This window comes from Jiangella alba, from assembly GCF_900106035.1.
Lineage (GTDB): Bacteria > Actinomycetota > Actinomycetes > Jiangellales > Jiangellaceae > Jiangella > Jiangella alba.
The window spans coordinates 1323232-1344695 of the sequence record NZ_FNUC01000003.1; the positions used below are offsets into that span (position 1 = coordinate 1323232).

The 21464-nt window shown below is 65.4% G+C and carries 16 protein-coding genes; 10 read left to right on the forward strand and 6 right to left on the reverse strand.

What is annotated here, in order from left to right; translation table 11 throughout:
• Positions 1-55: 55 nt before the first annotated feature.
• Positions 56-259, forward strand: a complete 204-nt coding sequence (locus BLV02_RS08615) for a cold-shock protein (protein WP_053205609.1) — start codon at positions 56-58, stop codon at positions 257-259.
• A gap of 153 nt (positions 260-412) precedes the next feature.
• Here the strand turns inward: BLV02_RS08615 and BLV02_RS08620 are convergent, their stop codons facing one another.
• Positions 413-856 (reverse strand): VOC family protein, encoded by a 444-nt coding sequence (locus BLV02_RS08620; protein WP_069110901.1) that lies wholly within the window; start codon positions 854-856, stop codon positions 413-415.
• Between the two features lie 32 nt (positions 857-888).
• Positions 889-1890, reverse strand: coding sequence for a Gfo/Idh/MocA family protein (locus BLV02_RS08625; RefSeq protein ID WP_141711522.1), 1002 nt, complete (start codon positions 1888-1890; stop codon positions 889-891).
• A 572-nt stretch (positions 1891-2462) separates the two neighbouring features.
• Between BLV02_RS08625 and BLV02_RS08630 the strand changes: the two genes are divergently transcribed.
• Positions 2463-3863 carry an FAD-dependent oxidoreductase gene (locus BLV02_RS08630; protein ID WP_069110899.1) on the forward strand — a complete coding sequence of 467 codons (1401 nt, stop codon included), beginning with the start codon at positions 2463-2465 and terminating at the stop codon, positions 3861-3863.
• Between the two features lie 22 nt (positions 3864-3885).
• Here BLV02_RS08630 and BLV02_RS08635 read toward each other — a convergent pair whose 3' ends face one another.
• A complete protein-coding gene (locus BLV02_RS08635) occupies positions 3886-4785 on the reverse strand; it encodes a helix-turn-helix domain-containing protein (RefSeq protein ID WP_171906715.1) in 900 nt (299 codons plus the stop codon).
• Positions 4786-5023: 238 nt separating this feature from the next.
• Here BLV02_RS08635 and BLV02_RS08640 point away from each other — a divergent pair, with 238 nt between their 5' ends.
• The 7 genes from BLV02_RS08640 (at position 5024) to BLV02_RS08670 (ending at position 15120) form a co-directional block, all read left to right on the forward strand.
• Positions 5024-7618, forward strand: coding sequence for a family 78 glycoside hydrolase catalytic domain (locus BLV02_RS08640; RefSeq protein ID WP_069110897.1), 2595 nt, complete (start codon positions 5024-5026; stop codon positions 7616-7618).
• 271 nt (positions 7619-7889) lie between these two features.
• A complete protein-coding gene (locus tag BLV02_RS08645) occupies positions 7890-9245 on the forward strand; it encodes an ABC transporter substrate-binding protein (RefSeq protein WP_171906714.1) in 1356 nt (451 codons plus the stop codon).
• 103 nt (positions 9246-9348) lie between these two features.
• Positions 9349-10305, forward strand: a complete 957-nt coding sequence (locus BLV02_RS08650) for an ABC transporter permease (RefSeq protein WP_069110895.1) — start codon at positions 9349-9351, stop codon at positions 10303-10305.
• Complete coding sequence (locus BLV02_RS08655) at positions 10302-12290, forward strand: dipeptide/oligopeptide/nickel ABC transporter permease/ATP-binding protein (protein WP_074946239.1); 1989 nt, start codon at positions 10302-10304, stop codon at positions 12288-12290. The genes BLV02_RS08650 and BLV02_RS08655 overlap by 4 nt, the downstream gene beginning before the upstream one ends.
• The gene (locus BLV02_RS08660; protein ID WP_069110894.1) at positions 12287-13084 is read left to right on the forward strand and encodes an ATP-binding cassette domain-containing protein; all 798 of its coding nucleotides are present in this window, start codon (positions 12287-12289) and stop codon (positions 13082-13084) included. The genes BLV02_RS08655 and BLV02_RS08660 overlap by 4 nt, the downstream gene beginning before the upstream one ends.
• A gap of 130 nt (positions 13085-13214) precedes the next feature.
• The gene (locus BLV02_RS08665; RefSeq protein ID WP_245737746.1) at positions 13215-14123 is read left to right on the forward strand and encodes a zinc-dependent alcohol dehydrogenase; all 909 of its coding nucleotides are present in this window, start codon (positions 13215-13217) and stop codon (positions 14121-14123) included.
• A 46-nt stretch (positions 14124-14169) separates the two neighbouring features.
• Entirely contained in the window at positions 14170-15120 is a 951-nt protein-coding gene (locus BLV02_RS08670; protein WP_069110892.1) for a Gfo/Idh/MocA family protein, read from the forward strand.
• A gap of 1 nt (position 15121) precedes the next feature.
• On the opposite strand, the gene BLV02_RS08675 is transcribed toward BLV02_RS08670, so the two are convergent.
• Both BLV02_RS08675 and asnB read right to left on the reverse strand, forming a co-directional pair.
• Positions 15122-16333: a polysaccharide pyruvyl transferase family protein gene (locus tag BLV02_RS08675; protein ID WP_069110891.1), complete on the reverse strand. Its 1212-nt coding sequence runs from the start codon at positions 16331-16333 to the stop codon at positions 15122-15124.
• A 64-nt stretch (positions 16334-16397) separates the two neighbouring features.
• Positions 16398-18251 carry an asparagine synthase (glutamine-hydrolyzing) gene (gene asnB / locus BLV02_RS08680; RefSeq protein WP_069110890.1) on the reverse strand — a complete coding sequence of 618 codons (1854 nt, stop codon included), beginning with the start codon at positions 18249-18251 and terminating at the stop codon, positions 16398-16400.
• 368 nt (positions 18252-18619) lie between these two features.
• Between asnB and BLV02_RS08685 the strand changes: the two genes are divergently transcribed.
• Positions 18620-20146 carry an amidase family protein gene (locus tag BLV02_RS08685; RefSeq protein WP_171906712.1) on the forward strand — a complete coding sequence of 509 codons (1527 nt, stop codon included), beginning with the start codon at positions 18620-18622 and terminating at the stop codon, positions 20144-20146.
• Positions 20147-20184: 38 nt separating this feature from the next.
• Here BLV02_RS08685 and BLV02_RS08690 read toward each other — a convergent pair whose 3' ends face one another.
• A complete protein-coding gene (locus tag BLV02_RS08690; protein WP_069110888.1) occupies positions 20185-21459 on the reverse strand; it encodes a glycosyltransferase in 1275 nt (424 codons plus the stop codon).
• Positions 21460-21464: the final 5 nt, after the last annotated feature.

Consider the following 21464-nt stretch of genomic DNA (forward strand, 5'->3'; position numbering starts at 1 on the left):
GGCGTGCTAGGGTCTGCGGCGGTTGATACCAACCCACGAAGAGGAGCAACACAGCATGGCGCAGGGCACTGTCAAGTGGTTCAACGGTGAGAAGGGCTTCGGCTTCATCGAGCAGGACGGTGGCGGCGCGGACGTCTTCGTGCACTACAGCGCGATCGCTTCCAGCGGCTTCCGCACGCTCGAGGACAACGCCCGGGTCGAGTTCGACATCACCCAGGGCCAGAAGGGCCCGCAGGCGGAGAACGTCCGCACCATCTGAAGCGTGGTCACGTCAGGCCCCGCCGGATTCGGCGGGGCCTTGTCGTACGTCCACCGTCACACCGTGGGCTCTCAGGCCGGGACGGTGCCGCCCATGATCTCGGCGCGCAGCGGCCAGTGTGACGCGTCGTAGTGCAGTTGCCCGACGCGCCCGTTACGAGCTCCGCTGGTGCTGCAGAATCTCGACGGCGATGTCGTCCGGGTCGAGCAGATAGGCGAAGCGGAAGCCCCTGCCGTCCATGTGCGACGGGCTCGGTGGCGCGATGAAGCGCGCGCCCTTCGCGGACAGGTCGTTGTAAGCCTCCTCGATGTCGAGGACGGGAAAGCAGATGTGGGCCGCGCCGACATCGTTGTTCCGCGGCGCATCGGGTCTCCCAGGCGGCTCAACGTACTGGATCAACTCGAGCCGGATGTTCTCGCCCTCGAGGTGTGCCGTAGCGAGCTTGACCTGGGCGAATCCCAGACCGCGCGCGATCCAGTCGGCGTCTCCATCGCCTCGGCCGATCACGGTGAGATCGAACATAGACGTATAGAAGTCTACTGATCGGTCAACATCACCGACGGTGAGTCCAACGTGATCGATCCTGCGGTAGTCCATCAAGTCTCCATCTCCCGGCTGGTCGGCGCTGTTCAGGAGCGCGCGTCGATCTCGTCGAGGCACACGACGCGCAGCTCTTGGGCCGAGTGTCTGATCGCGTCGTAGACCCTCATGGTCTCGTAGCTGCTGGCAATCGACGATTCAGGCTCGCGTCGATCTCGAACGGCAGAGACGAACTCGGCCAACTCACCCTGATAGCCGATGTCCACCAGGCTGTCCTGGAGGGCGAGTGGCCGATCATAGTAGTCCAACACGGTATTGCCGCGGTACCTCATCAAGCGCCCAGAGCGGTCGATGGTCAGATGGTTCCCGTAGCTGCCGGTGAGGTGTACTTCTTCGGTGATGTCGAGACCTCTATTCGCGGTCATGCTCAGGGTGCCGACAGCTCCGTTGGCGAAGGTCAAAGTCACGGCGTACGCGACACCGAAGTGATCGCGCGCAAACACTTCGGTGACCTCGCCGAACATATAGCGGGCCAGATCCACCATGTGCACTCCGAAGTCGAGAAGGAACATCTCCAACCAGCTGCTCTCCGCTACGCCGAAGGACCAGTCGATTGCAAGAAGGCACGGCGGTCCGAAGTCCGGCGACGCCACAGCTGAACGAGCGCGCCGATATACGGGCGCGAATCGCTTCATGAAACCCGTCATGCAGATCTGGCCGGTCCTTCGGCTGGCCGCCAAGACAGCGGCGGCGTCTGCCGCCGACGCGGCCGGCGGCTTCTCCGTCCAGACGGGCAGTCCGGCTTCCATGACGTCAATCGCCAATTTGGAATGGTGGTCAGCGCCCACACACACGATGACCGCATCCAGGCTCGCGTCGCTGAGCATGGTCGAATGGTCGGCGTACACGGAGTCGGCTCCGAACCTTCGCGCATTGTGTTCGGCCTTGACCTCGTCGATATCGCAGACGGCGGCAAGTCGGACCGGAAGGGAGTCTAGGCACGGATAGATCTGGTGTGTCGCGTGGCCGCCTGCGCCGATAATGCCGATGCGGAGGCCCACGCCCTGGTTGGGTCCTGCGTCGCCGATCATCACAGCACCTCGTTGAGATCTTGATGAAGATACTGGCTCCTCGGCTTGACGCTAAGCGGTCGGATATCACGGGCGTAGGGGGCGGATTCTGCCCGGTCACGGTACGCGCGTGCCCGGCGCAGGGCGCCCCGCAGGAGGCGCCTCAGCGGCGACTCCAGTAGCAGGAGCAGCTTCTAGACACGCCCGCTGAAGGGTGTCGACGTCCCCGTTCCGCCGAAGCGGCTCCTTGGAACTGGGGCCTCGCGGCCGAGGTGGCCGGCGACTATCCAGTCGAGTCTGACGGGTGTGGTGCCGCTTGCCCAGTCCGACTCGTCATCCGGGAACAATGATCGATGAATCGGGAATGTCACGGGACGAAACCGAGTGGCACGGTCAGTTATGCCAAGACATCGAGTGGTGGGGATTCTGTTATGAGCTTCGATCCCGAACGATCGACGCTTCGCGTGTCGGTGGAGGCAACACAGTGGCCAGACCTACGGCACACTGCGGCGGGTCTTGCGCGGACCCGGTCCAACGGTGGTGCTGAGGGACCGCCTGGGTCCGGAGTGGTGCGTGCCACGAGTGCTCCACCTGTGGAGATCCGCGCATGGGTCCACGAGGAAGCGCGTGAGCTTCCGGTCCTGGCGGATGTCGACGTCCTAGTCTGCGGCGGCGGCCCGGCGGGTACAGCGGCAGCCATCGCCTCCGCGCGGAGCGGCTCGAAGACGCTGCTCCTCGAACGGCACGGCTTCCTCGGCGGCATGGCGACCGCAGGGCTGGTCGTGCCTCATTGGGACTCGCACCAGAACGGTGGAGTCAACGCTGACGTGATCGATCGCCTTGGGTCGCGAGGGGGATGGGGAGCGGAGGGCTGGAAGATCTCGTTCGATCCGGAGCTCTGGAAGCACGTGAGTGAGGATCTCGTCCTGGACAGTGGCAGCGACTTGCTCTACCACACCTTCGTCGTCGGGACGTTGCGTGCGGGGCGTGCTGTCAAGGGCGTGGTGATCGAGACCAAATCCGGCCGATTTGCGGTGCTCGCCAGGGTGGTCGTCGACTGCACGGGTGATGGCGACGTAGCCGCTCGGGCAGGAGCTCATTTCGAGAAGGGCCGGGACGACGGGCTGATGCAGCCCATGACCACGATGTTCCGACTAGGCGGCGTGACGTGGGTACAGCGGCGCAACGCGGAACTACGTGATCTCATCGAACAGGCGATCGAGCGGACCGGCGACGAATATCGACTGCCGTACGACTACCCGTGGGCTATTCACCTGCCGAATCCGGGTGAGGTGGCCGTCATGCTCGTCCACGTCCGGGACGTGGACGGCACGGATGTACGTGACTTGACGAGAGCCGAGATCGACGGACGCCGTCAGACGCTCGCCGTGGTGGACTTCCTCCGCAGGCACGTTGCGGAGTTCGCCGACGCCCATCTCATCGAGACTGCTCCGCAGGTCGGTGTCCGCGAAACGCGCCGGATCACGGGGGAGTATGTGTTGACAGGCGATGACGTCGCCAGCGGTCGATCGTTCGAGGACGCTGTCGCGACTGTGTCCTTTCCTGCTGACATCCATGAGCCGGCCGGCACCGGCCAGGTTGGCTTCCGAGTGGGCAGCGGGCCGGTGAGGCGGGGCAGGTACGACATTCCTTATCGCGCCTTGATTCCGCGCGACATCGACCAGCTCGTGGTGGCGGGCAGGTGCATCTCCGGCACGTTCGAGGCGCATGCTTCCTACCGTGTCAAGGGTCCGTGTATGGCAATGGGCCAAGCCGCCGGGGTTGCTGCGTCGCTGTCGGCGAGCTCTGGCGTGGCGCCACGAGACCTGGCGGTCCGTGACCTGCGTCGTGCGCTGCTCGAGCAGAACGTGAAACTCGATACCGATTCCACTGACGTTCGGGACTGGCGGTGGGAGACCGTCGAGAACGATCCGACCTACCGTCCCGATCGAGGAACAATGCGGCAGTTATCCGCATATCACGGGCCCGGATGATGCCACCCACCGCGCTGCGCTCTCACAACCCCGCAGTGACGCCAGGCCCGACGTGCTGCTGGCGGCGGTAGCTCGCGGGCGTCTGTCCGTGATATCGGTGGAAGGCTTCGTACATGCGGCTCGTCGAGCTGAATCCGGAGCGGTGGCACACCGCGAGGATCGGCAGATCGGTGGTGGCGAGAAGGCGTTGAGCCTCATTGAGCCTGAGCCGGGTGACGTACTCCCACAAGGTGACGCCGCAGATGCGACGAAAACTCGCCATCAGGTGGTCGTGGTGCTTGTCGACCGCTTGTGCGACGTCCTTGATGGTGATCTCTTCGACGAAATGCCGTGTCACATATCGGATGGCGCGGGCTACGAGATCGGCAGTAGCCGTTCCGGTGTGAGGTGCAGCTGAGCGTGTCATCGAGGCGGTGTCGACGAGGAGACGGAGGAGGCGAGCCTGGATCTCCATCTCGACCGCGGCGCGGAGGCGATGATCGCCGGTGGCCAGGTGAGAGGTCCAGCGGGCGAAGGCGAGTTGGTCCGCGGTGCGATCGAGCAATTCCGGCGCCGACCGTACGACCTCGCCCGCGAGTAGGCGGTCGAGGATCTCGGCCGATCCCTCCCATGTCAGCACGTTGACGATCGGGAGCTGCGCGACGTGATAGACGGTCAGTGGCGGTTCCGGGTCGACGTCGCGATGAGGGATACCGCCCCAGAACGCCTGGAGCTCACCGCGGTGCAAGCGGTCTTCTCGACCGCCACAGTCGAGGCTGATCGCTCCGCACTCGACGAAATGCAACTCGATCTCGAGGTGCGTGTGTAGCGGCGATCCGCGCAGGTCGTGTGGCTGGCCGAATTTGCGCTCGCGGCGGAAGGTGAACGCGGTCAGCCCGAAGTCCTCGAATCGGGTCGCCACCGACTGTGCCGGGCGTGTCATCGGCCACCTCGCTATCCGGGAAGAGAATCGCCTGAACTGACAATGTCGTCCAGTGAAACGATCTGGGATCGTCAACGTTACGTCAAGGTGACCGGTCGGCGGCATCCAGGCATCCGGTCCCTAGCGATGTGTGGGTGATCCGAGATGTGGCCACCGGGACCGGCCTGTTCCACCGCAGGTCACCCGAGGCGAGGGACTCAACGACGTCCGCGATCGGCTCAGAAGGAGTTTGCGGCTGATGATGGTACCGACCCAGTTGCGCGTCGAGCACGTCGAACACCCTTTGGGACTGACGGTCGCGACTCCCAGGCTGTCGTGGCGTCTGCCGTCCGGCGCCAACAGGCAAACTGCCTATCGTCTGCGGGCCGGCGGCTGGGATTCCGGCCGCGTTGCATCAGATCAGTCCCTGCTCGTCCCCTACGCTGGGCGGCCACTGCGCTCCGGGGAGCGGCTCGACTGGACGGTGAAGGTGTGGACCGACGCGGGCGAGAGTGCGTGGGCAGAGCCGGCCTGGTGGGAGATGGGCCTGCTCGCTGCGGATGACTGGGTTGCACAGTGGATCGAGCCGCCTCAGCCGCCGGCCGGCTCGACGTCGCCGCATCCCGCGCATCTCGTCAGCGGTGTGGCGCGCGTTGATCGTTCCTGTGAGCGGGCACGACTGCATGTGACGGCGCACGGCATCTACGAGTTCTTCATCAACGGCGAACGCGTTGGCGACGCCGAGCTGACGCCAGGTTTCACGAGTTACGAATCGACCCTGCAGGTGCAGACATTCGACGTTACTGACCTGATCGTCGTCGGGCAGAACAAGCTAGACGCGGTCTTGTCCGGCGGCTGGGTCAAGTGGACGCGGCGTTACCGGCACGTTCCACTTGGCCTCTTGGCTCAACTCCATGTGCTTCAGACCGACGGCTCGCTGGCCAGGTTCGGGACCGGACCGGACTGGATCGCGGCTGCCAGCGTCGTGCGGACTGCCGACCTTTGGCATGGGCAGGTCGTCGACCTGCGGGCGGAGCGGGGTACCGGTGACCCGGTACGCACGCGGGACTTCGATCCGAAGCGGCTTCGCAGTTCGCCGGCGCCTCCGGTACGCCGCATTGAGGAGCTGCGTGCGGTATCCGTCACGCGTGTGTCCGCCACGCGCCAGGTCATCGACCTCGGACAGAACGTCAATGGCTGGATCCGGCTCTCCAAGCTTGGTCCCGAAGGTACAACCCTGACGGTGACATACGGAGAGGCGCTGGACCATGACGGCGACGTGACCGTCGATCACGTCACAGGGCTCGACCCCGAGCACTCCGGGTCGTTCCAGACCGACAAGGTGACGACTACGGGTCGGCCAGGGGCCACGTTCGAGCCTCGGCACACCACCCACGGATTCCGCTACGCACGGGTCGAAGGCCATCCGGAGGACTTTGACGTCGACGACGTGACCGGAGTCGTCGTGCACACCGACCTGCGCCGCACAGGTTGGTTCGAATGCAGTGATGACCGTGTGAACAAGCTGCACGAGGCGGCCGTCTGGAGCTTCCGCGGCAATGCCTGCGACATACCCACTGACTGTCCGACCCGTGAGCGAGCGGGTTGGAGCGGCGACTGGCAGATCTTCGTTTCTACGGCGGCGTTTCTGTACGACGTCGCCGGATTCTCGGTGAAATGGCTCCGGGACCTGGCCGCCGACCAGCGTCCTGACGGTGTCGTGTCGCATTGCGTACCGAACCCGGAGCCGGACTCGTTCTACGCCGATTTCCCGCCCGGATCGGCGGGGTGGGGCGATGCCGCCGTCATCGTCCCTTGGGAGGTCTACCGTGCCTATGGCGACCTCGAGGTGCTCGAACAACAGTGGCCCTCGATGACCTCATGGGTGGACTACGCCGCGCGCACTGCTCGTGAGCACCGACACCTCCTCAGGAAGGCCGCAAGGCCGGCGTCGGCACCGCATGAGCCGTTCCTCTGGGACACCGGGTTCCACTGGGGTGAGTGGCTTGAGCCGGGCGCGGACATGAGCGGTGCCACCATCGCCGAGCTCAGGGCCCGAGACCACGGCACCATCGCTACCGCGTACCTCTATCACTCGGCGCGATTGCTCGCACAGGTCGCGGCAGCGCTGGACCGCGCGACCGACGCCGGCCGGTACTCGGACCTCGCAGAGTCTGTGCGGCTCGCTTGGCAGACCGAGTTCATCCGCGAGGACGGCACCATCGAACCCGACACCCAAGCCAGCTATGTACGCGCGCTCGCTTTCGACCTGCTGCCTCCGGAGTTCCGGCCAGGTGCCACGGAACGCCTGGTCGACCTGATCAGGAAGGCGGACAACCACCTCGGCACAGGATTCCTGGCCACGCCGTATCTGCTTCCGGTCCTGGCGGACAACGGGCACCTCGACGTCGCCTACGAGCTGCTGTTCCAGGACACGGAGCCCTCGTGGCTCGCCATGATCGACCGCGGTGCCACGACCATCTGGGAACAGTGGAACGGCATCGACAAGACCGGAACGCCGAACGCCTCACTCAACCACTACAGCAAGGGCGCGGTCGTGTCATTCCTCCACCGCTACACCGCCGGGATCAGAATGCTGGACTCGGCACCCGCATACAGGAGATTCATGATCGAGCCGCGGCCCGGCGGCGGCATCACGTCGGCGCAGGCGACCCACGACAGCCCGTACGGACGGATTCGGTCGTCCTGGCGGGTCGACGGAGAGCGGTTCAGCCTCGACGTCACCGTGCCTCCCGGGACGACCGCGGAGGTCCGCCTTCCCGACGGCAGGACGTTCGAGGCACGACCAGGGCATCACCGAACTCGCAGTCCGTTCCATGCCCCGGCCTGGTGACCAGGTCCTGCGTGGATAGAAGGGAACCACGATGAACCGTACGTCGCGAGACACACGCGTATCCAGGCGCCAGGCCGTGCTGGTGTCGTCGATCATGATGACTCTGCTGGCATTGAGCGCTTGCTCCACAGAGTCGACCGACCCTGGCGCTGGTGGAGGGGATGCCGGGAGTGCCGGCAGCTCGCCGAGCATTCTGAGATACCAGGCGCGACCGACGCCACCGGCGACACTCGATCCTGCCAGGGACCCACATTGGAACGACATGTTGGCCTTGGCCTATGACGTCCTGATCTACCAAGCACCGGACGGCAGTCTGCAACCGCAGCTCGCGACCTCGTGGGAGTACGTGGGTGATGGCAACACCACCTTCGAGCTGTCGCTCCGTCCCGACATCGCGTTCGTCGACGGGACGCCTCTGGACGCCCAGGCAGTCAAGGCCAATCTCGAGTACCGGCGCGACCCGGCGGTTGGCAGTCAGTCCGCGGCGCAGCTCGCCGCGGTCTCGGAGGTCGAGGTGGTCGACGACCTCACGGTCCGCATCCATCTCGCAACGCCGAATCCCTTGTTGCCGTCGCTGTTCACGCAGAGTGGCGCCGGCGCCATGATCAGCCCGGCCGCGCTGGCCGATCCGGCTGGTCTTGCTACTGAGACCTTCGGTGTGGGGCGATATCAGCTGGACGCGAGCAGGACGGTTCACGGAGACCACTACACGTTCGTGTCGAATCCCGACTACTGGAGCCCCGACGATGTCCACTGGGACGAGGTCGTCGTCTCATTCCTGCCAGAGGAGAGTGCTGCGCTCGCCTCACTGCAGGCAGGGCAGCTGGACGCGGGGATGGCGACGTCCGCCACCGTTGACTCAGGCCGGGCGGCCGGTCTCTCGGTCGCGGGACCTGGCTTTCCGATCGTCGCGGGCCTCAACATCTGGGATCGCGACGGGGAGGTCGTGCCAGCGCTCGGTGACGTGCGAGTCCGGCAAGCGCTCAACTATGCCGTCGACCGTGAGGCGATCGCGTCCGCGTTGGTCGGTGACTCGGGAAGCCCGACCGACCAGCTGTCGGCTCCCGACCAAAGTGGATGGAACGACGACGGGTACTACCCGTACGATCCGGACAAAGCGAGGGAGCTGCTGGCCGAAGCGGGATACGCAGACGGTTTCACGCTGCCGGTCCGAACTTTTGCCGGCGAACAGCTGACGCAAGCCATCGCCGACAATCTGGGCGATGTCGGTGTCGTGCTCGAGATCAACGCCGATGAACAGATGGACCAGGCGGACGATGCCGGAAACAGCGAATACGGAGCCGGTTTCCTCGGCTGGGGCATCTCCCCGCCGGTCCAGATGGCCACCTACTTCTGGCTGCCCGACGCGCTCAACAACCCGGCGGACAGTCTGGACGACACCCTGGTCGAACTGCACCAGCAGGCCTTGGTCGCGGACGAGAAGACCTTGGACGAGCTCAACGGCCAGATCGTCGCCCGCGTGGCCGAGTTGGCCTGGTTTCTTCCGGTCTATCTCCAGGGGGAGTCCGTCTTGTACGACGCCGACGTCGTGGACGTCCCCTGGGCGAACTTCCAGAGCGTGCCGACAGTGACGGAACTCCGGCCGGCGTCGTCGAACGGTGGGTAATGTCGACGATCCACAGCAGAAAGGCGCCAGTATTTGGCGTCGCTGACAGCGCGCGGGGTCCAGGGTCGGTATCGGCCGCGGTGAGACGAAGGAGTGCGCGACCATGACGCGACTGGTGGCACGTCGACTGTTCATCTCCGTGGCCCTGGTGTTCTTCATCTCCCTGTTGACGTTCGTCCTGCAGACGTTGGCGCCCGGCGATGTCGCCAAGACGATCCTCGGCTGCGCGGGGGAGACGGCGAGCTGTCCCGAGCAGCAGTATCAGGCCTTGCGTCACGAGCTCGGCTTGGACCAACCGCTGATGGTGCAGTACTGGCAGTGGTTCAGCCAGGCGATCACCGGTGATCTCGGCGTCTCGCCCGTCAGCGGGCTCGACGTGAGTTCCGCCATCCTCAGCCGACTGCCCGTGACTGCGTCGCTGGTGCTCCTGGGCACGGCGGCGACGGCGCTGGTCGGTGTCTCGGTCGGCGTTCTCAGCGCCGTTCGTGGCGGACGGCTCGGACGCGTTGTCGACGTCCTCTCCCTGGTGGGCTATGCACTCCCCAACTTCTGGCTCGCCCTCGTCTTCATGACCCTGTTCTCGGTGACGCTCGGACTCCTGCCAGCCACGGGGTACGTGCCCATCGATGTGTCACCACGGGGCTGGGTTCTCAGCCTGATCCTGCCCGTGGGGACACTGATGCTCGCGAGTATGGCGGGGTTCGCCAAGCAGACCCGCGATTCGATGTTGGAGTCGCTTTCTCAGGAGTATGTCCGGTTCCTGCGTGCCAACGGCGCGTCGGAGCCTTCCATCGTGTTCCGCCACGCGTTGCGCAACGCCGCGATACCGGTGGTGACCATGGTCGGCATGCTCTTCGTCGGTCTCTTCAGCGGTGCGGTCTTCATCGAGAGCGTGTTCGCCCTGCCAGGCATGGGCCGGCTCGCCGTTCAAGCGACCCTCGGCCACGATCTCCCCATCGTCCAAGGCGTCGTCGTCATCTTCACATTGATCGTCGTCATCACGAATCTGGTGGTGGACCTCGTCTATGGCTGGCTCAACCCGAAGGTGCGTGTGACATGACGACGACAGTCCCGCACAGCGAGGGTGCCGTCGACATGGACGGCATCGCCTCCCCCCTGGGCGCTTCCGGGCGGAATCGACCGGACGGGCGGGGGCGCAGCCTTTGGCGTGCCGTGTTCCAGCAACCACTCGCGGTACTGTCGCTCGGGTACCTACTCGCCGTGGTTCTCGCGGCGGTCACCGCCGGCTTCCTGGCGCCCTACGATCCGTCTGACGTCGACCTGAACCACATCCTGTCCGGGCCGACAGCAGGCCACTGGCTCGGTACCGACTCACTCGGCAGGGATGTGCTGAGCCGGCTGATGTTCGGCGGCCGACTGAGCATGGCACACGCCGCGATCGCCGTGACGACATTCCTCCTGGTCGGAGTGAGCTGGGGCCTCGTCGCGGGGTTCTTCGGCGGGTGGGCGGACCGCGTGTTCACCTGGCTGATCGATGTCGTCATCGCCATCCCCGCTCTGGTCATCCTGCTGGTGGTGCTCAGCGTGTTCGACGGCGACATGACCATCGCGATGATCGCGTTGGGCGTGCTCGCGGCTCCGGGGTTCGCGCGAATCGTGCGCGGCGTCACGCTCGGGGTCAGGGAAGAACTGTATGTTTCGGCAGCGCGCGTGTTCGGGATCCCGAACCGGCACATCGTCGTGAAGCACGTCCTGCCCCGCGTGGCTGGGCCGATCCTCGTGCACGCCTCCTTGTTCGCGGGCGGGGCCTTGCTCATCGACGCTGGCCTTGCATACCTCGGATTCGGGCCCCAGCCGCCCACGCCGACGTGGGGCGGGATGATTATCGAGGCATCGAGTGTCGTGAGCCGGCAGCCCTGGCTCTTGGTGCCTCCTGGAGTAACGCTGGGCCTGGCGACGCTGGCTCTGGCTCTACTCGGCGACGCCATACGAGACGCCGGCGCCGAGCGGTCCGGTCGTGCTCCAGCCAGCGGGCGCCGTCCAGGTTCCGACAGCAAGGTTCGAGCTTCGATCACGAGTCGTCCGGCGGGCGCGAATGCTGACGACGCACTCCTATCCGTCCGCGACGTGTCGATCTCACTCTCGCTGAATGCGCGGGAGGTCGAGGTCGTGGCTGGCGTCGACCTCGACATCCGGGCAGGCGAAACGGTTGGCCTCGTCGGTGAGTCCGGATGCGGCAAGTCCGTTCTGGGCAGCGCGATCCTCGGGTTGCTGCCTGCGGCCGGCCAGGTCACCAGCGGCAGCATTGTCTACAACGGGATCGACCTGGCTTCGGCCAGCCCGCGAACGATCCAGGGCCTGCGTGGATCCGGGATCGCTCTGATCGCACAAGACCCCATCGCTGGTCTGGACCCGGTCTACACAGCGGGTCAGCAGGTAGACGAACTGGTGCGGCGCCATCATGGGGGATCGCGGAAGGCGGTTCGCGCACGCAGCCTCGACCTGCTCAGTGATGCTCGGCTGCCGGACCCGATCAGTGTCGCCGGGCGTTTCCCCCATGAGCTCTCGGGCGGGATGGCACAGCGGGTCGCCATCGCCATGGCGCTCGCCGGCGAACCGAGTCTGCTCATCGCCGACGAGCCGACGACGGCCCTGGACGTCACGGTCCAGTCCGAGATTCTCCAACTGCTCCAGAGACTGCAGCGCGACCGCGGCATGGCGATCATGCTGATCACGCATGACTGGGGAGTTGTCGCCGAGATGTGTCAGCGAGCGCATGTGATGTACGCGGGTCACATCGTGGAGTCGTGCTCGGCCAGGGAGATGTTCGGCCGTCCCTCGCACCCCTACACGCTCGGGCTGTTGGGTTCCATGCCGCGTCGGTCACTTCCGGGACGGGCGCTTCCGGCGATACCTGGAGTCGTGCCCGCGCCTGGGAGCTGGCCCGTCGGATGCCACTTCGCGCCACGGTGTGATTTCGCGACGCCCGAATGCACGGAGGAACCGATCCCGATGCTCGACGCCGGAGCAGCTCACAGTGTGCGGTGCCTTCGGTACGAGGACGTACACAGGAGCTCGCGATGATCGAGCGGATTCTCGAGGTACGTGACCTCAGGGTCCAGTTCGACGGACGCCGACGGGGGGATCGGCCAGTGCTCGCGGTCGACAACGTCAGCCTGCACGTCGACGACGGCGAGACGCTTGGGCTGGTGGGCGAATCGGGCTCGGGTAAGTCCACCATCGGCAACGCGGTCCTCGGGCTCGTCCGTCCCACTCGCGGCCAGGTGCTGTTCCGTGGCGCCGACATCACTTCCGTGACCTCCGAGCAGCGCCGTACGCTCGGCCAGCAGCTCCAGGTCATCTTCCAGGACCCGTACAGTTCACTGAATCCCTCGAGGACGATCGGGAGCACCCTTGCCGAGCCACTGCGCATCGTCCGGCGAGCGTCTCGCCGCGACGCGACCACGCAAGTGGAACGTGTCCTCGCACAAGTAGGTATGGCACCCGAGACCTTCCACCGGTATCCCCGCGAGTTCTCCGGCGGTCAACGACAGAGGATCGCGATCGCTCGCGCTCTCGTCCTGGGACCGAAGCTGATCATCTGCGACGAGCCGACCAGCGCATTGGATCTCTCTGTGCAGGCGCAGATCCTCAACCTCCTCCTCGACCTGCAGCGCCAATTTGGGCTCAGCTACCTATTCGTCTCACACGACATCGACGTCATCCGGCACATGTCACACAGGGTCGCCGTCCTGAGCAAGGGATCGATCGTCGAACAGGGGCCGACGGATGAGGTAACCGGCTCTCCAGGCCACGTGTACACCCGCGCCCTGCTTGCCGCGGTACCGGTCCCCGAACCTCGGACGAGGCCGGGGTAAACGCCGGACGGGCAGCCCGTGCGCTGCCACGAAATGCACGGAAGTGGTTCTGACAGTGGGGAGGAGTCCGGTGAGAGCGCTACGAAATCACGGGCAGGGACGAGTGTCCTTGGTCGAAAGCCAGGACCCTGTGCCGGGCCCAGGCGATGCCCTTGTCCGGATCGAGGCGTCGGCGGTATGCGGGTCGGAGCGCGGTGCGCTGATGGAGGGTGTGGACGGCAACACCGGCCATGAAGCCGCCGGGACCTTGGTCGACCCCGGATCCTCGCGGTTCCGGGCCGGTGACCGGGTCGGGCTGTCGGCCGTTGTGGGCTGTGGGGAATGCGATCGATGCACGGCGCGGCAAGAGCTTCATTGCCGCCGGGGCCCATGCTCGGCCGCGAAGAGTGGCGGCTGGCATGCGGAACTCGCAGTGGTCTCGCCTTCGGCGCTGCGGGAACTGCCGCCCGGCATGGACGCCGGCGTAGGCGCGTTGTTCACCGGTGACGCGCTCGGCGTGCCGAGCCGAGGCTACGGCCGTGTCCCATCCGAACCGGCTGAACGCGTCTTGGTCATCGGCCTGGGCCCGGTCGGTCTCGGCCACGTGCTCGTTCGTGCCTTCGAGGGCGCTGAAGTCGTCGCCATCGAGCCGGCCGAGTTCCGGCGGGACCTGGCCTTGAAACTCGGCGCGAGAGCGGTGGGTAGGCCAGGGGACGACATCGGTCACCGGCCCCGCCTCGTCATCGAATGCAGCGGGCGTCCAGAGTCCATCGCGTATGCGCTCGACGTCGTCGATAACGGGGGGGTGGTCCTGCAATCGGGGGAATGCCACAGCGATGTTCTGATCAACCCGTCGGACACTTTCATCCGCCGTGAGATCACCTACACCGGTGCGTGGTACTACGCCACCGAGGACTACCCGGCTATGTGCGCGCTCCACGAGCGTGGTCTGCCCCTGGCGCACATGTGCACCCATGATGTGGATGCGGCACATGCCCAGGACGCCATCACGGACTTCCTCGGACAACGAGCGGGCAAGGTGCTGCTCCGATGGAGTTGACGACCACCGGGCCCGCGAGCGTCACGATGCTGGGAGGACGGCGACGATGCGTATCGGGTTGATCGGTGTCGGCGGGCATTCCACCACCAACCTCCTGCCCCACTTCCGGGCCGCCGGCCTGGAACTGGTCGCCACGTGCGCACGCCATCGCGAGCGCGCCCGCATGGTTGCCGATCGCTGGGGCGCGGCCCATGCCTACGACGACGCTGAGCAGATGATCGCGGAGGCGGAGATCGATGGTGTCGTCGTATGCGTCCAACCCCGGGACTACGCGCCCCTCATCAGACTGTGCCTGACGGCGGGCAAGCCAGTCTTCTGCGACAAACCGGGTGCCGGTTCGTCGTCCGAAGCTCGCGAGCTGGCCGGTTTGAGCGCCGCGACCGGAGTCCCTGTCGTGGTTGGCTACATGAAGCGTTTCGCGCCCGCCTACCTCCGCGCACGTGAGATCGTCCAGTCTCCGGAGTTCGGCGTGCCGTCGCTCGCGTCCTTCACTTTCGCCGTCGGGCAGGGGTTCGGTGATGATCTGCGCACCTATCTGATCGACAATCCCGTCCATCCGCTGGATCTGGCGCGATACATCGTTGGCGAGCTCGACGGACTGGAGGCCCGGGTCGTGGACACAGCAGGCCGTGGGTTCGCGGTAGCGGCGGTCGCCACGGCATCGTCGGGCGCGGTGTGCACGTTCAATCTGTGCACGACGGCCAGCTGGAGTCAGCAGAACGAGCGCGCCGAAGTGTATGGAGCCGGCCACTCAGTCATCGTTGAGAACATCGACACCTGCATCCACCGCCCGCCGGAGCGACCGGAGCAGAGATGGCGCCCCAATTACACCGTTGGAACGTCGATGAACAGCTCGCCGACGATTTCTGGATTCCTGCCTGAGCTGGAGCACTTCCGGCGGGTTGCCGTTGAAGGGGCACCGAACCAATCGGACATGCAGAGTGCGGCGGCTACACTGGCCCTGGCAGAACGACTCTGTCGCATCGCCGGCGTCTGAGTCACCTGTGGCCGTCGAGCCCTGCCCGACGCTGTGCTCGTTGCTCGCGGTCACGGTACGTCTCGCTCTCGACGAGCGCGAGCACTGCTTCCGCCAGACTCTTGAGGTGCGCATGGGCGGCGTCGGAGGTTCTCGCCGCCAGCTGCCTTACCTCACGGCGGCGGGCGGCTGCGAGCGCTGCGGACGTCGCATCGTCAAGGTTGCCGAGCGCGACGTCACAAGGCATGTACGGGTCCCACAACGTCAGGTATCGCGTCTGCTTGGCGCCGATCTTCAGCGTGACGCGAGGAACGTTGTACGCGCAGGCCGTTATGCGGAGGTGAAGTGATGTCCCGATGACGATGCGAGCGCGACTGATGTGATCGACCAGGTCGAGTGGCCGCCGGTCGTCGATGATCGTGATGTCTGTGCCAGGTGCGAGTTTCGTGACCGCGTCGACAAGTTCCTCGTCCAGCGCGCGCGAGTCGCCGAGATCTCGGTACGTACCCGCGAGTAGGACCCGGATCCGCAGGCCACGTAGGTCTGGGTTCCGAATGAGGCTCCGGGCCACGGCGGCGGTACCCAAATCGGCCAGGACGGCGCCATTGACCTGGATGATGGCCGTGTCGGTCCGCTGGGTGTCATCGACAGGGCGCACGATGCTGAGCGCGTGCACGGCATCCGGAGCCAGCTCGTGGTCGATTCCGTGTTTTCGGAGAAGGTCGCTGGACTCGTCGTCCCGGACACTGAGGAACGTGGTCCCCGCGAGCAACGACACATACTCTCGCTGGCGGCTGGGACTGAGCCCTCGGATGTCCGAGATGCCGACGGAGTTGACAACTGAAGGTGCGCCGGCGTTGAGGGGGTGGTCGATCGGGGACGGCAGGTACGGATCGACCATGGATGTGGCTCCGGAGACGGATTCCAAGATGCACCGCCGTTCCGCCGGCGAAGCCTGCTCGTAGCGCCTATAGAGTTGCTCAGGCGCGGAGATCCGAAACGCGTCCTCGAGCGTCCCCCAGGCACGTTCGCCCCCCACCGTCCAGATAACGTCGAACTGCTCGGACGACAGGAGCGGTCCGAAGGCTCGGATCCGTTCATCCATGATCCCGTTCATGTCCCATCCGAAGGGCCCAGCTGGCACGACCTGCGCGTCCCGCAGATACCGCTCGGTGATCAAGAAGAACAGCAGATCTCCGAAGTTGTCGACGTCACACGAGCCCGCGGTCAGCACGCGGGGAGTCGTAGATCTCGAGCTCATGGGCTGCTCATCCGCTCTCTCGTCCTGATTCGTACGGTCAGTTGCTGTCTATCCGAAGCTCCGGCCGATAGATCTCCAGCCAGTGATAGAGATCGAGCGCCATGTTGATCTCACCGGACAGGTTTCTGCGTGTCTTGGCCGGATCCTCCTCGGTCGCGGTGTGGAGCCACGCGGGATCGACGAGGTCGAAGACGGGATGTCCTTGCTCACTCAGCACGTCTCGCGCCTGTCGCTGCAGCTCCGTGGCGTAGGCGAGGTCACGCGTTCCGGGATAACCGCTCTTCTTTCGCTCGACCACTGACGTTGGGAGCAGGTCGGTCACAGCGTGCCTGAGGACGCTCTTCTCTCTCCCGTCGAAGATCTTTATCGACCACGGGATGTTGTAGGCGTATTCGACAAGCCGGTGGTCGCAGTACGGCACGCGCACCTCGAGCCCGACGGCCATCGATAGCCGGTCCTTCCGGTCGAGCAGCATCTGCATGTGCCGGTTCAGGGCGAGGAAGGAGATCACCCGCATCCTGCGGTCCAGCGAACTCGACCCTTCGAGGTGTTCGACACCCGACAACGCGACGGCGAGCTGGTCGCCGGTGCGAGTTTGTACGTCGAGCGTCCTTGCGATCTCCGGCCGGAACATACTCAGGACCGAGCCCGGCGAATATATCGGAAGCTGGGTGAGTGCGCTCCACGGGAAGGCGTTCTCGATCGACGCCGACTCATCGTGGAACCACGTGTACCCGCCAAAGAGTTCGTCCGAAGACTCTCCCGACAGAGCGACTACCGACTCCTCGCGGATGGATTTGAACAGCAGATAGAGCGAGGCGTCCATTTCGCCCAGGCTTGGTGCGTCTCGTGCCCGGATGACTGCTCTACGAACGTTCGGGTCAGCGACGTGGCGCGCATCTACGATGACGTTCGTATGTGCCGAGCCGATGCGCTCGGCGACCTGACGCGCGTAGTGCGCGTCTTCGAGTACATCCGGGCGACGGTGAGACGAGTCGCGCGCCTGGCCGCCGGGATCGACGGAGAACGTTCGGACCCGGACGCTGCGCTTGTCGAGGTGGGACGCGGCAAGCCCGCTGATGGCGCTGGAGTCCAGCCCGCCGGACAGGAGCACGCACTGGGGGACGTCGGCGACCAGCTGTCGACGCACGATATCCGTCATCAGCTCGCGAACGGTGTGAACGGTCGTCTGAAGATCATCGCCATGAGGGTTGCTGCGAAGTCGCCAGTAGGTGCGAGTGCGAACACCCGATGCGGCCACAGTGATCATCGTCCCCGGGGGGACCCTATCGATGCCTCGCCAAGGTGATCGATCCGGTGACTGAGTGTCGAGGAAGAGGTTATAGAAGCCTTCCGCGTCGATGACGCTCTTGGAGCGTGGATTGGCCAGGATGGCCTTCGGCTCCGACCCGAAGATCACGCCGTCGTTGGTGCGATGGTAGAAGAGGGGCTTGATCCCGGCCCGGTCGCGTACCAAGACCAGGTGAGAGCGACGCTCGTCCCAGATGGCGAAGGCGAACATGCCGTTGAGGTGATCCGGGAGGTACTCGCCCCACTCCAGGTATCCGTGGAGAACGACCTCGGTGTCGCTGTTTGTCGCAAACCGATGGCCACGCTGCATGAGGCCCCTCTTGAGTTCGATGAAGTTGTAGATCTCACCGCTGTACACGATCACGAGACGACCGGTCGGCGTCTCCAAGGTCATTGGCTGGATGCCGCCGGGAAGATCGATGACAGCGAGTCGCCGATGGCCGAGCGCGGCTGCGCGGTCGAGCCAAATGCCGGCGGCATCGGGGCCGCGGCAGGCCATGGTTGCCGTCATGGCCTCGACAGTCGATCGGCGGCGTCTCAGGTCGTCGTCATACGCGATCCATCCCGTGATTCCGCACATTGGTGCGCCCTTCGCGTCGGCTCATGTACTCGGTCCATCGTGAGGCGAGGGCATGAGGACGAGCAGAGGGCGGTTTCCGCCTGGGCTGAGTGGTGGCATGCGTGTTGCTGCGCTCCTGCTGCCCCCGTACAGTAAAGAGAAACGCACGTTTCACACGCGAACCTGAGTCGCTGACCTTGGGTCGGCCCGTCACATGCGATCGCTCCTGCCGTATCGAGTTGGACCCAGCGGCCGGCGATACGGACTCATTGCAGACCATGAGATTCGAGAGTGCCGAACGAGGAGGTGGAACGTGACCGAGAGAGATGGCGCGCGGCCGCGGCCCGGTGGAGATCTCCCCGCCCTGCACTGGCGCCACGGTGAGTGAGGTGCCCGATGTGGCGCACTCCAGGTCGCTGGAGCCGCCGAGCACAGATCAACTGGTTGCCTACTCTGTGCGCCAGGGAACCCGTGTTCCGCCGGAGGAACTGGAACGGGCGCGTGCGCAGGTGGCCGACTACCTTCGCGTCTTCGAACGCTTGGAACGGTTGGCGGACCCCCATGTGCCGGTTCGGCACCACCACCGTGATCCGGGGCGTCCGCCGCTGCCGGCCGAAGACCCATTCCACGCCGTCGTTCGGTTCTGTGAGGTCCGGGGATCCACGTCGGGACCTCTGGCCGGGATGCGCATCGGTGTCAAGGACAACATCGCGGTCGCGGGCGTGCCAATGACTGGTGGGCGCCCCCATGCGCGTGCGGTGGTCCCGACGGAGGATGCGGTGGTCGTGGAACGCCTTCTCGACACCGGCGCGGTGATCGTGGCGAAGACGAACATGAGCGGATCGGTCTTCGAAGAGACACGGAATCCGCTGGATCGCCGCTACTCTGCCGGCGTCTCATCTTCGGGCTCGGCTGCCGCCGTCGCGAGCGGGTTTGCCGATGCGGCACTGGGAGTCGACCAAGCGGGCAGCGTGCGGTGGCCGGCCGCGTGGTGTGGTCTTGTCGGGATGAAGGCGACGCACGGCGTCGTGCCCTCATACGGCCTGCTGAGCCAGGACCACACCATCGACCACATCGGGCCGATCACGAGATCGGTCGCCGAGAACGCGGCGCTGCTAGAGGTGCTCGCCGGGCACGACTGGAGGGATCCCTATCCGATGGCCGTGCCTCCCGTGGAGGCGGGCTACACACGTGCGCTCGATGGGCGAATCAGGGGTCTTCGAATCGCCGTGGTCGGGGAGTCCCTCGAAGCGTCGGGATGCACGGACGACACGCTGCGCGAGTTCGAGAACGCTCAAAAGGTACTGATCGGACTCGGCGCGGAGGTCGTGCGTGTGTCGGTGCCGCTCTGGACGGACAGCTTCGCCATCTGGCTGGCCGGGGCGATCGTCGCACAGACCGCAATGATCGACTCCCTCGGCCAGGGATATGGACACTTCGGCAGGGTGGATGTCTCTCGCGTCGCCAAGATGGCTGCCGAGCAGCTCATCGGCGACCACGGAGCGACGACGATGTTCCTGACGCGTGAGCATGTGCGCAGCAGGTACCTCGGTGTGCCCTTCGGCCGAGCCCAGAATCTGCGTCTGGAGTTGCGACGCCAGGTCGATGCCGCCCTCCGCGATGCCGATCTGCTGATCACACCCACCTCGCCCATCGGGCCTGCGGAGGCTCCATCGTCTTCATTCGACCTGGTGGATCTTGCCACGAAGCCTCCAGGGATGCGCAGCGAGGCGTTCATGCGCGCGGCCCCAATCCTGACCTGCTGCCCGTTCAACCTCACGGGACACCCCGCGTTGACGGTGCCGTCGGGTGTGGGCGACGACGGAATGCCGAGAGGACTCCAGATTATCGGCCCGCATTTCGGTGAGCACCTCATGTACCGAGCCGGGCATGCGTTGGAGACGGCGACAGCGTAGCCAGAAGTTGTTTTGCAGGACAGCCGCCACTGGTTGCGTCAGGCCACCGCCGATTCGATGGTCCTCACCGCGGCGCCCAGTCCGTCTTCGTCGCGTATGCGGCGCCCCACCTCTGCAGCGCGCTGGGCCATGCCATCGTCGGTGAGCGCGACATTGATCGCCTTGGCCAGTCCGTCGGCAGTAAGGTCGCGTTCCGGCTGGGGAGGTGGAGCTACTCCGATGTCGTGCATGCACTGTGCGTTGAACGGCTGGTCGAACATGAAGGGGCAGAGCACCTGCGGGCGTCCCGCGGACAGTGCCGCGCCGATCGTGCCGCCACCGTGGTGCACGACGACGGACACACGTGGAAACAACCAGTCAAACGGCACCTGCTCGAGACAGAAGACGTCCTCTCCGAAGCCATCCGGATCCAGCCCTCCCCAGGCCGTGGCCACGACTGCGCGGGACTTCGTGTTGCGCAGGGCATCGGCCACAACCCGCGTGGTGCGGCGAGGATCGGCGCCTACCATGCTTCCGAAGCCGACGAATATCGGTGGCTCGCCGTCATTGACGAACTCGGCAAGGCCGGCCGGGGGCGACCAACCCGGCGATGCTGGTAGGTACCAGAAGCCGGTCGTCTCGACCCAGTCCGGGTAGGTCACCGGGGCTGGGAGCATGTGGCGGCTGAAGGCCTGGAGAAACGTGACCCTTTCTCCGTCGGGTCGGCGGAAGAGATCGTGCTGACCGCGTCGCGCTGGCAGCCGCAACGCGTCGCGCCGCCAGCGGCTCAGATGCTTCTTCGAATAGAGTCGGAGCAGAAGATTCGTGGGTAGCGCCTTGTTGAGGCCGTACGAGGCGCGATTGAGCGAAGGCGGCAGCGCGAAGGGCAGGGTGGGGTCCGGGAACGAACTGGTCGGCACCCAGTAGGGGAACGGGCATACCGGAACCGCTGGTATGCCCAGCCATTCCGCCAGATGGTGACCGGGCACGTTGGTGTGGTGCACGAGTACGTCCGCGCCTCGCGCCGAGGCGTCAGCGAGCTCCCGCAGCTTCCCGCTGGGCTTCATCCGATTCTCACGGATGATCCGCAGTGCGAGATGCATGCGCATCAACCCGTTGCGGCCCACCGTATTGGGCGCACGTCGTTCGACGATCTCTGTCCGCGCACTGTCAGTCAGCGGGACGAAGGGAACGTCGTGTTCTGTCGCGAGGCTCATCGAAGACTCGGGCCCGACGAGTGTCACACGGTGGCCAGCGGTGCGCAGTGCGCTAGCCAATGCTACGAACGGTTGTACGTCGCCGCGGGTGCCGTCAGTCAGAACCAACGTGTCCATCCGGT

Coding starts and splice junctions, on each gene's coding strand:
- BLV02_RS08615 (WP_053205609.1), top strand. CDS start 56: ATGGCGCAGGGCACTGTCAAGTGGTTCAACGGTGAGAAGGGCTTCGGC.
- BLV02_RS08620 (WP_069110901.1), bottom strand. CDS start 856: ATGGACTACCGCAGGATCGATCACGTTGGACTCACCGTCGGTGATGTT.
- BLV02_RS08625 (WP_141711522.1), bottom strand. CDS start 1,890: ATGATCGGCGACGCAGGACCCAACCAGGGCGTGGGCCTCCGCATCGGC.
- BLV02_RS08635 (WP_171906715.1), bottom strand. CDS start 4,785: ATGACACGCCCGGCACAGTCGGTGGCGACCCGATTCGAGGACTTCGGG.
- BLV02_RS08640 (WP_069110897.1), top strand. CDS start 5,024: ATGATGGTACCGACCCAGTTGCGCGTCGAGCACGTCGAACACCCTTTG.
- BLV02_RS08650 (WP_069110895.1), top strand. CDS start 9,349: ATGACGCGACTGGTGGCACGTCGACTGTTCATCTCCGTGGCCCTGGTG.
- BLV02_RS08655 (WP_074946239.1), top strand. CDS start 10,302: ATGACGACGACAGTCCCGCACAGCGAGGGTGCCGTCGACATGGACGGC.
- BLV02_RS08660 (WP_069110894.1), top strand. CDS start 12,287: ATGATCGAGCGGATTCTCGAGGTACGTGACCTCAGGGTCCAGTTCGAC.
- BLV02_RS08670 (WP_069110892.1), top strand. CDS start 14,170: ATGCGTATCGGGTTGATCGGTGTCGGCGGGCATTCCACCACCAACCTC.
- asnB (WP_069110890.1), bottom strand. CDS start 18,251: ATGTGCGGAATCACGGGATGGATCGCGTATGACGACGACCTGAGACGC.
- BLV02_RS08690 (WP_069110888.1), bottom strand. CDS start 21,459: ATGGACACGTTGGTTCTGACTGACGGCACCCGCGGCGACGTACAACCG.